Genomic DNA, 12851 nt, shown 5'->3' with positions numbered 1-12851 from the left:
TCATAAATGCCATTACTACAATCAAATTACACTCCAACATTTTTATTCAAGAATGGACATGTATCAACAATTTTTCCTAATGTTTTTAGAAAAATCAAGGATGTTACACAAAAAAGAGAGCGCATTGAACTACATGATGGAGATTTCATAGATATTGATTGGAGTTATACTATATCCAAAAATGTTAAAAAAGTCGCGATTATTGTTCATGGTCTAGAAGGTAATGCCCAAAGACAGTATATTCTTGGTACCGCCAGACATTTAAATCACAACAATTGGGATGTGATTGCTGTTAATTTAAGAAACTGTAGTGGTGAAGTAAACCGACTATACAGATCATACAATGCAGGTGTAAGTGAAGATATAGATCAAATCATAAATCATGTCATATCGAAATACTCATATACAAACATATCTTTATGTGGATTTAGTTTAGGAGGTAATATTATATTAAAATACCTTGGTGAAGATCGACAATTAGCTACACAAATTAAGGCGGCAACAGCAATATCTGCTCCTTGTGATCTTTACGATTCGTTACTAGCAATAAACAAGACTAAAAATATTATTTATGAAAAACGTTTCATTCGACACCTAAAAGAAAAACTACTTGAGCGACAAAATGTATTTCCAGATAAAATTACTGTTGAGGAGATCACGACATGCAAATCTTTAATGGATATTGATAATCTATATACCAGTAAAGCACATGGATACAAAGATGCTATTGATTATTATACCAAATGTAGTAGTCTTCAATTTTTAAAGAATATTAAAGTACCTACTCTGGTTCTTAACGCTAAAAATGATTCTTTTTTAGGTGATCAATGCTATCCAATTGATGAGGCTAAAAAAAATGATCACCTATTTCTTGAAATTCCTGATTATGGTGGACACGTCGGATTTTATCTTCCTGGAAAGGCATATTACAATGAACAAAGAACTCTTGATTTTTTTGAAAAACAAGGGGGTTAACCTTCTAGAAATGAAAGATTTATCCTACCTGATTTCAACATTAAACAATAGTTAAGTCTTTGTTAAGGCTATATAAAGTGATTATATCCCACTTAATCGAAAAATTTTTTTTTATTAGGAATATTTTAAGAGTTTTGGCTGTTTTCTATTAATTATTCAATAGAATCAAACTAACACGAACTCAAACTGAACTAAAATGAAAAAAATTTACAGAAGTCTCAATTCTATATTGAGCTTCAAAGAGGGCGACCTCAACAAATGGGGTATACTTGTTTTGATAACAATGGTGCTCTTTACGAACGAAATCTCTGCACAAACCGCAGATCAAAAATCAAAAATCAAAAATTGCCCAACAAAGTAACCTAGCCAAATTAGGACAATTAGAACAATCTTATGCTCGAAAAGCTGCATTAGAAAAGAAAGAAGCGATACAAATTGCCAACAAAAATGGATGGCAAATAAAAATGACTAATGAAGATGGTAGTTTCTCTGAGTTGCAGAAAATAGACCAAGGGTTACCTATTTACTTCACTACATTTAATGCTGCTGCTGCTAGATCAACTAGAGCAAACCATCTTAATTCTGGAGGGTCTTTAGGGCTTAGTCTTGATGGGCAAGGAATGACTGCTCACGTATGGGATGGTGGTCATGCCAGAGTATCGCATCAAGAATACGATGGACCAGGTGGTAGCAATCGTGTTACTATAAAAGATATCGCTTCTGAAGGAGGAACAAGATTAAATTTTCATGCTGCACACGTAACAGGAACTATTTCTGCATCTGGAGTTAGAGCCGAAGCAAAAGGCATGGCACCTCAAACCAAAATAGATGGATACATGTGGAATAATGATATTGCAGAAGCTACTACTGCCGCTGCAGATGGAATGTTATTATCTAACCATTCCTATGGTTTTAGAGGAGATTTAGTTCCTGACCAATACTTTGGAGCATATATTGATGAATCAAGAGCATGGGATGAAGTAATGTTTAATGCACCATTTTATCTAATGGTAGTTGCCGCTGGTAATGATGGTAATAAAGACACTTATAATGCGGCCCCTCTCGACGGTAATTCTTCTTACGATAAATTAACCGGGCATTCTACATCAAAAAACAACTTAGTTGTTGCCAATGCGCAGGATGCAAACGTGAACACTAATGGTACTTTAGTAAGTGTTTCTATAAATAGTTCGAGTAGTGAAGGGCCTACTGATGATTATAGAATTAAACCTGATATTACAGGAAACGGTACTAATGTGTTTTCTACTTATGAAAGTAGTAATACTGCATATAATAGTATTACTGGTACATCAATGGCCTCTCCAAATGTTACAGGATCACTTTTATTAGTACAACAACATTATAATAACCTGAATGGTAATTTTATGAAAGCTGCTACCCTTAAAGGTTTAGCTTTACATACTGCCGATGATGCAGGTCCTTCTGGTCCTGATGCTGTGTATGGTTGGGGATTATTAAATGCTAAAGCCGCAGCCGAAACTGTAACTACTAATGGAAATGAATCTAAAGTAGAAGAATTAACACTAACGAATGGTCAAACGTATACAATTACAGTAGATTCTGATGGAAGTAGTCCTTTACTAGCATCTATCTCTTGGACAGATAGACCGGGTACTGCAGTTACTGCTACAAATTCTAATAATGCTGTTTTGGTTAATGATTTAGACATTAGAGTTTCAAAAGGTGCTACAACATACAGTCCTTATAGATTGACTGGTATTACAACAAACGGAACAGGTGATAATAAAGTTGATCCTTTTGAAAGAGTAGATATTGTTAATGCATCAGGAACATATACAATTACTGTTACTAATAAGGGAACTTTAACTGGCGGGAGTCAAAATTTCTCTCTTATCGTTACAGGATTAACAGGAACTCCTGTTGTTTGTAATGCAACAGTTCCAACAGGTGTTAATTCATCTTCTGTAGCAGGAACTACAGCTACAGTTAACTGGACCGCGGTAGCAGGAGCATCATATGATGTTAGATATCGTCAAACCGGTGCTTCTTCATGGACAACTTTAGCAGCTACAGGTACTTCTCAAGTACTTTCTAGTTTAACTCCTTCGACATCATATGAAGCCCAAGTAAGAAGCAAATGTTCTGACGGAACTAATTCTTCCTACAGTGTTGCTGTTGGTTTCACAACTACAGCAGTTCAATTAAACTATTGCGCATCTAATGGTCAAAATGTTTCAGACGAGCATATATCTAATGTACAAATAGGAACTATTAACAATACCACCGGTGCCGGAACTGGAGGGTATAATGATTTTACAGCAACTTCTACAAGTCTTGCAAAAGGAAGCACGAATACCATTTCAATCACTCCAACATGGTCAGGAACAAAATACAATGAAGGATATAGTGTTTGGATAGATTATAATCAAGATGGTGATTTTACTGATGCTGGTGAACAGGTATGGTCCAATTCACCTTCACAAACTACACCTGTAAGTGGTGACTTTACAATTCCTACATCTGCTAAAGACGGGAATACTAGAATGCGTGTATCTATGAAATACAATGCTATCCCTACATCATGTGAGTCTTTTCAATATGGTGAAGTAGAAGATTATACTATAAATATTACAGGAGCAACAGCAGACACACAAGCACCAACTGTTCCAACAGGTTTAGTTGCATCTGCAGTCACAGAAACAACATTAACATTATCCTGGACGGATGCCACTGATAATGTAGCTGTTACAGCTTATGATGTTTATCAAGGTACTTCTAATCTTGGATCTGTAACAACAAATACTGCAAATATTACAGGGTTAACAGCTAATACAGCATATCAATTTAGTGTAAGAGCCAAAGATGCTGCAGGAAATGAATCCGCAGCAAGCACGACACTAAATGTAACGACTGCAGGAAGTACTGGTACAGCTTGTACATCTGGAGTATCTACTTTTCCGTATAACGAAGGCTTTGAAAACACTCTTGGTGCATGGTCACAATCTACCGCAGATGATATCGATTGGTCAGTAGATGCTAACGGGACACCATCTAATGGAACCGGCCCGGCAAGCGCAACACAAGGGTCTTATTATATTTATGTTGAAGCTTCTGGTAATGGAACGGGATATCCGAACAAAAGAGCAATTTTGACTTCTCCTTGTTTCGATTTAACAGCAACAACTCAAGCTAGTTTTTCCTTTAGCTATCATATGAATGGAGCCGCTGATATGGGAAGCATTGCCGTTGAAGCGAGTACAGATCAAGGATCTAATTGGACAAGCATTTGGAGTCAAACAGGTAGCCAAGGTAATTCCTGGATAAATGCCACTATAGATCTTAGTTCATATACAGGTGGTGGAGTTCAGTTGCGATTTAACAGAGTAACGGGAGCCACATGGCAAGCAGATATTGCTATCGATAATATATCACTTACAGATACTAGTAGCACTCCTGTCAATCAATGTGACGGTGTTGAAGCGTATAGCAATACTAAAGCATATCAGGTTGGCAATAGAGTAACCTTTCAAGGAAGTCTTTATGAAAGAACAGCAACAGGTTGGACAAATCTAGGGTCTTGTAGTACTACAAATTCTTTTGTCACTACAACAGATTTAAATGGCCCTCCTGTTACCAATCTCTCAACTAAGATTTCTGTATATCCTAACCCAGTAATGGGCCCAACTATTAATGTTCTTACACAAGATACTAGCACAAAATCTTATGTTATATATAATATATTAGGACAAACAGTAGATCAAGGAAGATTTAATACATCCATTGATGTTCAGGCTTTAGAAGCTGGATCGTATTTTATCCAAGTAGGCAATAAGAATGCACGTTTTATTAAACAATAAAACCAACACATAAACAATCTAAAAACCTCCAATCTAATAGATTGGAGGTTTTTGTTTATTAGTTTTCTACCTAAACTATAACAGATGTTATAGTTTTATAAATCATTTAAATAAGTAAGCTTTATAGTAAATTCTAACCATATAAATAAGTATTTTTGAGCAACTAACATCACACATAAACTCTTAATACCTATGAAATTAATTCCTCTTTACCACAAAAAAGAATTTCAGTATTTAATTTACAAGACAAAATTATTAGCCCGTCATTCAAAGGCCTAATAAATGCTTTTGCAGATTATTTTAAAGTAAGTTTCAAACTGTCTTGTTTATAGATCTATTTACTACATAAATATAGTACTACTTGTAAGTCGAATTCTAGTTTTTGATTAGCGAATTATGCACATTAAATAACGAATACTAGCTTTCGAGGATTTATGCGCAAAGTAGGCGCTACTTTCGGTCTTGAACTCAACTTAATTTTTTATAACGGCTATGAAAAGGAATAGTGACTCTTTAAAAAAACCTATTCAAATTCATGATGTTTCATACAAATTAGATACTATTTAAAGTAAAATGTTTGCTCGGCAATCGCCTATTTTACTTTTAAACCAAACTCAACTATTAATCTTTTAACCTAATACAATGAAAAAAACTCTAATTACTTTAATGCTGTTTACCTGCTATTGCGCAATAGCACAATATAATGCTTCGGCTCCATGGATGGCAGAGCTCGAAAATGAGAAAAAAACATCTGGAACAGATGAAAAAATTACCTTTGACGAAATTACTACTGCATTTGACAACTACTGGAAAAATCGTGATCACACTAAAAAAGGAAGTGGATACAAACCATTTATGAGATGGAGAGAATACTGGAAAAATGCTGTATTACCTGACGGAACATTACCTTCTCCAGCATATTTCTTTACTACTTCAGATACAAAAAACAAAATGGCACTTGCTAAAAATGGTAAGGCCGCATCGAGTTGGACGCCAATGGGTCCTTTTGACCATAATCAAGCCTCTTCATGGTCTCCTGGTCAAGGAAGAATTAATGTTGGAATTATTGATCCAAACAATGCAAATATTATGTATGCTGGAGCACCAGCCGGAGGAATTTGGAAATCTACTAACAAAGGAGTTAACTGGTCACCCTTATCAGATAATTTATCTCAAATAGGAGTTTCCGGTATTGCAATAGATCCTAAAAATTCTAGTATAATTTACATCGCAACAGGAGATGATGACGCCAGTGATAGTTATAGTATTGGAGTTCTTAAATCGACTAATGGAGGTGCTTCTTGGTCACAAACCGGTTTAAAGTTTACAAATACACAAACTACAGCAAACGATATTTATATCGATCCTAATAATTCAAATGTACTGTGGGTAGCCACCAGTGTAGGTGTATATAAAACTACAAATGCAGGTACTAACTGGACAAGAACGTTACAAGGAAATATTAAAGACATAAAACTTAAACCTGGTAATACAAATGTAATATACGCGGCAACAGCATCATCCTTTTATAAATCTACAAACGCAGGTGATAGCTTTTCAAAAATCCAAAGTGGACTACCTTCAAGTTCAGGAAGACTAGTAATCGATGTAACTCCTGCAAACCCAAATTACGTATATGTACTAAGTGCACGTCCAAGAACTTCTAGTTATTCTTTTCAAGGATTATATCGCTCAACAAATAGTGGTGCTAGTTTTACAAAAACAGCAGAAACTACAAACATTTTTGAAAGCTCTCAGGCATGGTACGATCTAGCACTTGCAGTTTCTGATAAAAACGCCAATACTGTCTTTGTAGGCTGTTTGAATGTTTGGAAATCTACAGATGGCGGAGGTAACTTTTCTAAAATTAATAATTGGTCTTCTCCAAGACAAGCAACATATACACATGCTGACATACATTTCTTAAGATATTATGATGGAAAACTTATTTGTGGAAGCGATGGAGGAATTTATATTTCAGAAAATAACGGTCAAAGCTTTAAAGACCTTACTAAAGGATTACAAATAGGACAGTTTTATAGAATTTCTGTAGCAGAAAATAGTAGTTCTGATCACGTAGTTGGAGGTTTACAGGATAATGGTGGTTATGCTCTTAATGGAAATGAGTGGAATAACTATTATGGTGCCGACGGTATGGACTGCGCTGTAAGCGGAAACAATGATAATACATATTACGGTTTTATTCAAAATGGACAAGCTCTTTATGTAACTACGAATAGAGGAGCTAGTCAAAGGCAAGTTGCAAATGGTCCAGAAACTGGAAATTGGATTACACCATTAGTATCTGATAAAAATGGTGTTTTATATGCTGGGTATTCTAGTTTTTATAAACTAAACGGAAGATCTTTCCAAAAGTTAACTAACTTCAATTTTGGAGGAAAGATTGATCATATAGAACTAGACCCTATTAATGCAAACATTATGTATGCCGCACTTAAGAAAAATCTATTTAAAAGTACTAACAAGGGTGCAAACTGGACAAGAATCGAAACTTTTCAGACTAATATCTCTTCGATAGAGGTTCATAATGATAATAACCAAATCGTATACGTTTCTACAAGTGGTTCTAGTAACGGAGGTGTTTTTAGATCAACAAATCAAGGAAGTAGTTTTACAAATATTAGTGGTAATCTTCCTAACGAAGGTAAATTTATCGTAAGACATCAAAAAGGTACAGAATCTATTTATTTAGGTACATACCTTGGGGTATATCATAAAAATGGAAATAATGATTGGCAAGATTATTCTCAAGATTTACCAAATGTAGCCGTTCGTGACTTAGAAGTTAACCTTAAAGATCAAGTACTTCTTGCAGCAACTTATGGTCGTGGTGTTTGGAAAGTTCCTCTTGCAAACTCGACAAACCCAGGAGACACACAAGCTCCTTCTGCTCCAACAAATGTAACTGCCTCTTCGATTACAGACACAAAACTAGTTTTATCATGGACCGCTTCTACAGATAATGTAGCAGTTACCGGATATGATATTTATAGAGGAAATACAAACCTTGGATCGGTTTCGGGAACAGCAACTACAATTAATAACCTAACAGCAAATACAACCTATCAATTTAGAATAAAAGCTAAAGATGCAGCGGGTAATGAATCTGCATTTAGTACTACTATAAGTGCAACTACTACTGGTGGTGGTACAGGTAATGGATGTACATCAGGCATATCTTCATTTCCGTATAATGAAGGGTTTGAAAACACTCTTGGTGCATGGTCACAATCTACAGCAGATGACATCAATTGGTCTGTAGATGCTAGTGGCACACCATCTAACGGAACTGGACCTGCAAGCGCAACGCAAGGATCTTATTATATTTATGTTGAAGCCTCTGGTAACGGAACTGGATACCCTAACAAAAGAGCAATTTTAACCTCTCCTTGTTTCGATCTATCATCAACAACCCAAGCCAGTTTTACATTTAGTTATCATATGAACGGTGCTGCAGATATGGGAAGTATTGCTGTAGAAGTCAGCACAGATCAAGGTGCAACTTGGACAAGTATCTGGAGTCAAACTGGTAATCAAGGAAATTCCTGGAAAAATGCCATTATCGACCTTAGTTCATATACCGGTGGTGGAGTTCAGTTACGATTTAACAGAGTAACAGGAGCTACATGGCAAGCAGATATCGCTATTGATAAAGTATCGGTGACAAATACAATTGCTTCAGCAGATCGATGTGATGGTATCCCACAACATAGCACATCAATTTCATATCAAACAGGTGATAAAGTAGTGTATCAAGGTAATCTATGGGAAAAAACAGCAACAAGTTGGACAAACCTTGGTGCTTGTGGAACTCCTGCAGCATCAATTGCCTCTGGTATAACACCAAAAGCGCCTCCTACTTTAGTAGATAATGGATTAAGAGCATATCCTAATCCTGTAAAAGATGCTATCCTTACTATTATCACAAAAGACCTTGGACCTAAACCATATACAATCTATACGATATTAGGTCAAATAGTAGATCAAGGAAATGTTACAAATACTATTAATGTTGAAGCCTTAGAGGCTGGATCTTACTTTGTTAAAGTAGGTAACCAAAACGCTAGATTTGTAAAAGAATAATAAGACCATACAACACATGCCAAACCCCTCTTGAAAATTAATTTTCAAGAGGGGTTACTTTTTTAGACAAAAACTAAAGTAGTTTCAAAAAATGAAACTCACTTTAATTATCTTGCCTCAAAATTAATCGTAAAAAAAACATGAAACAGAAACTACTAATAGTTCTAATTACAATACTAAGTTTTAATTGTTATTCACAAATCGCATTTAACCAAGGATATTTCATAGATAATTCAGATAACAGGACAAACTGCCTAATTGCAATTATTAATCGAAAAGGGGATACGAAAAAATTTACATATAAATTATCTGAAAACTCAGAAGAACAAAATATCAATATTGAATCCGTAAAAGAGTTTGGCGCAACCAACAAATTTAAATTTACTCGACAAACAGTAAATATTCAAAATAATATTAACAACGAAAGAAAACCAGAGTTTGAAGAGAAAATTCTTTTTTTAGAAATATTGATTGAAGGAAACGCTAATTTATATCAACTTGTAGAAGATAAAACAACTTTGTTCTTTCTTAAAACAGATTCATCAAACATACAACAACTTATTTTTTATAGTTACAAGACACCAGAGAATACCTTAGCAAAGGTTGAAATGTATAAACAACAACTATGGGATAATTTAAAATGTCCAAATATTCAACTTAGAAACATTTCAAAAGTTAATTATAAAAGAGCAGAATTAGCTAATCTATTTGTAAGATATAATAAATGTACTGATTCAAATTTCATTAATTATGAAATAAATAAAAGAAAAAAATTATTAAAAATTGCGATTAGACCAGGGATAAACCTTTCCTCTCTTGAAATTCAAAACAATACCTCAATTATTAATGATAATGATTTTGGCAGTTCTGTTAGTTTAAGATTCGGTATTGAAGCCGAATATACCCTACCAATTTATAAGAATAAATGGGCTGTATTCGTAGAGCCTACTTATCAATATTTTAATTCGGAAAAAGAAATCATCGTAAATTCAATATCAAGAAACATAAAAGTAAATTTTTCTTCAATAGAAATCCCTATTGGTTTAAGGCATTATGTATCATTAAATAAAAAATCGAAGTTGTTCTTAAATGGAGCATTTGTATTTGATTTTGGACCAAAATCACAATTTGACTTTGATAGTGCTACAGATTTAACCATTAAGACTAATAGCAATTTTGCTTTTGGTATTGGTTATAACTATAATAAAAAGTATTCTATCGAACTAAGACATCAAACTAAACAAGACCTGTTATCTGACTCATCTGTTTGGAGTTCTGATTTTATAACTTCTTCTGTAATATTTGGATATTCTTTATTCTAAATAAAAAATATATCTTCTACACCATGAAAGCAAGAAACAAAAGTTTCTTGCTTTATTTATCTTCATAAGACAGTAACTTTTCTAAAATCAACTAAGCTAAGTTTATAAGCTATATTGTAACAATTTAACATCATAATCGTCAAATACATATACCTTCTAACCAACAAAAATGAAAGCAATTGTATGGACCAAATATGGTTCTCCTGATCTTCTCGAGTATGCAGACGTCCCAAAACCTGTTCCAAAAAACAATGAAATACTTATTAAAATAAAAGCAGCAACAGTAACTGCGGGTGATTGTGAGCTACGCAGATTCGATATTGCACCATGGATTTGGTTACCTGTTCGATTATATATGGGTATACTAAAACCAAGGATTTGTGTACTAGGTCAAGAATTCTCTGGTGAAATTGAATATGTGGGTAAAAATGTTACTCAATTTAATAAAGGAGATAAAATTTTTGCAAGTGCAGGTATGGGTATGGGGGCATATGCGCAATATAAATGCTTACCAGAGACTAATACAATTGGGTTTATACCAAATAATATGAATTTTGAAGAAGCTGCAACTATAGCGACAGGGGGAATTAACGGACTTCATTTCCTTAGAAAAGCTAATGTTGAAAAAGGACATAACATCTTAATTAATGGCGCCGGAGGAAGTATTGGTACTTATGCACTACAAATTGCTAAATCACTAGGTGCACAGGTAACCTGTGTTGATCGTGCAAACAAATTAGAAATGTTATCTACCATAGGTGCAGATTATGTTATAGATTATAAAAATGAAGACTTCACCAAAAATGATAAAAAATATGATGCTATAATTGATGTTGTAGGAACAAGCTCATTTAAAAGAAGTCTAAAATCTTTAAATAAAAATGGCAGGTATATATTAGGTAATCCAAGGTTTTGGGGAATGATGAAAGGTATACTTAACAATCTAAAAAGTAACAAAAAGGTCATCTTTCAACTTGCAAATGAATCCAAAAAGGATTTAGCATATCTTACAAACCTTATTGAAGCGGGAAAAATAAAATCTATAATTGATAAACGATTTTCGTTAGAACAAGTTCCTGATGCACATAAATATGTAGAGGCAGGATACAAAAAAGGTAATGTTGTAATTTCTATTCCTCAAGATCACTAAAAATAAAACACCTATGAGAGGTCTACAAAAAAATATTCGGATTATTTTTGGTGTTGTACTTTTTTACTTACTTAATAAATTTATAGTAAGGCCTTATATTTTAAAAGGTGATTTTATTGAAGAATTAAATATTCTTGTTCTTTCTTTTCCAAACTTATGCGAAGCTATTGTAGGTTCTCTTTTCCTAACTAACGTTGGATTAATTGCTAACGCGAAAATTTTGAAAACAAACGAGATCTATATTTATAGTATTGCTATTATTTTTGCATCTATTTACGTAATATTACAAGAATTAAAAATTCATAATTTGGGTGGAGAAAATGTATATGATCACTACGATGTATTGTTTTCTGTTGTTGGATTACTAATAACTTTTATATTCTTAGTTATTGATAAACCTAAATGGATGAGTAATGAATAAACCACAAAAAATTCATAGTGATTTTCAGCATTTCTTAAGTCTTAAGAATGAAAAACTAATTGATTTATTTTCTGATTTAAGAACTTACATTTTAGAAATATACCCCAATAGTAACGAATTGTTATATCATACACACGCGCTAACTTCTGTGTATTCTATTTCAGAGAAACTATCAGATGCATTTTGTATGATTCCCATTTATAAAAACCATCTCAATTTAGGATTTAATAAAGGTACCCTACTAGAAGATTCTCACTATCTTTTAAAAGGCACAGGAAAATGGATCCGACATATTCCTATAACTACTTCAACCGATTATAGAAACGAAAAGACACATCAACTTATTAAATCGGCAATTGCATTAGCCATTGAAGATATGGATACACCATCCAAATCAATAGGAAAAACCTATTCAAAAATAAAGTTAAGCTAGTATTCTACTCATTTTCTAAATCCCGCTACAGCTAAAAATTGCATTTCTAAAAACGGCACAAAAATCGGTCATTGACAATTATTTTATGCAACCTTTAAGTTGGTTCTGCATCTAACTAATGAAAAACATAATTTAAATCACAATGAAATATTTATTTTTTCTAACCTCTTTGTTGCTTTTCTCCAGTTGTAGCAATACTGATGACAATACATCATCATGTAATGGAGCAGTATGCACTTTTGATTTTAGAACTATCACTGTTGAGATAAAAGATAGTTCTGATAATCCTGTTGCATTGGACGTTTTTAAAGTGACAAATGTTAAAACTGGAGATGATCTTACATTAGAAATTTTTGAAAATCAATGGGAGATAATGAGAAAAAATGGAAGTTATCCAATATTTAGTGATCGGTACTCAAACGAGTTTCGAAACAAAACATTGAAAATAAATTTTAAAGGATTTATTAATGACAAAGAAGTTATTAGTTCAGATTTTATAGTAGGTGCTGATTGTTGTCATGTATCTCTTATCGAGGGGGAAAACTCGATAACCATTAATTAGAACATTGTTTTACTCAAAAAGTCTTTGATAGTGTTTGCTATATTT

The 12851-nt window shown here is 33.6% G+C and carries 9 protein-coding genes; all 9 read left to right on the top strand.

The features are described 5' to 3' along the window. Positions 1-6: 6 nt before the first annotated feature. Positions 7-975: a YheT family hydrolase gene (locus AWE51_RS25175; RefSeq protein ID WP_066319962.1), complete on the top strand. Its 969-nt coding sequence runs from the start codon at positions 7-9 to the stop codon at positions 973-975. Positions 976-1171: 196 nt separating this feature from the next. Further along, positions 1172-1336, top strand: a complete 165-nt coding sequence (locus AWE51_RS26760; RefSeq protein ID WP_157766223.1) for a hypothetical protein — start codon at positions 1172-1174, stop codon at positions 1334-1336. Between the two features lie 103 nt (positions 1337-1439). Continuing rightward, positions 1440-4814: a S8 family serine peptidase gene (locus AWE51_RS25170; RefSeq protein ID WP_099098820.1), complete on the top strand. Its 3375-nt coding sequence runs from the start codon at positions 1440-1442 to the stop codon at positions 4812-4814. 642 nt (positions 4815-5456) lie between these two features. Continuing rightward, on the top strand, positions 5457-8918 hold the full coding sequence (locus AWE51_RS25165) for a fibronectin type III domain-containing protein (protein ID WP_066319958.1): 3462 nt from the start codon (positions 5457-5459) through the stop codon (positions 8916-8918). Between the two features lie 140 nt (positions 8919-9058). Then, the gene (locus AWE51_RS25160; protein WP_066319957.1) at positions 9059-10240 is read left to right on the top strand and encodes an outer membrane beta-barrel protein; all 1182 of its coding nucleotides are present in this window, start codon (positions 9059-9061) and stop codon (positions 10238-10240) included. Between the two features lie 169 nt (positions 10241-10409). Next, entirely contained in the window at positions 10410-11390 is a 981-nt protein-coding gene (locus AWE51_RS25155) for an NAD(P)-dependent alcohol dehydrogenase (RefSeq protein WP_066319955.1), read from the top strand. A gap of 13 nt (positions 11391-11403) precedes the next feature. After that, a complete protein-coding gene (locus AWE51_RS25150) occupies positions 11404-11811 on the top strand; it encodes a hypothetical protein (RefSeq protein ID WP_066319953.1) in 408 nt (135 codons plus the stop codon). After that, positions 11804-12244, top strand: coding sequence for a DUF5655 domain-containing protein (locus tag AWE51_RS25145; RefSeq protein ID WP_066319950.1), 441 nt, complete (start codon positions 11804-11806; stop codon positions 12242-12244). The genes AWE51_RS25150 and AWE51_RS25145 overlap by 8 nt, the downstream gene beginning before the upstream one ends. Positions 12245-12386: 142 nt before the next feature. Further along, entirely contained in the window at positions 12387-12806 is a 420-nt protein-coding gene (locus tag AWE51_RS25140; protein ID WP_066319948.1) for a hypothetical protein, read from the top strand. The last annotated feature ends 45 nt before the right edge of the window (positions 12807-12851 follow it).

Source organism: Aquimarina aggregata (genome assembly GCF_001632745.1).
Classification (GTDB): Bacteria; Bacteroidota; Bacteroidia; order Flavobacteriales; family Flavobacteriaceae; genus Aquimarina; species Aquimarina aggregata.
The sequence above is the reverse complement of the archived record's forward strand: the minus strand, read 5'-3'. Positions and strand labels throughout refer to the sequence as shown.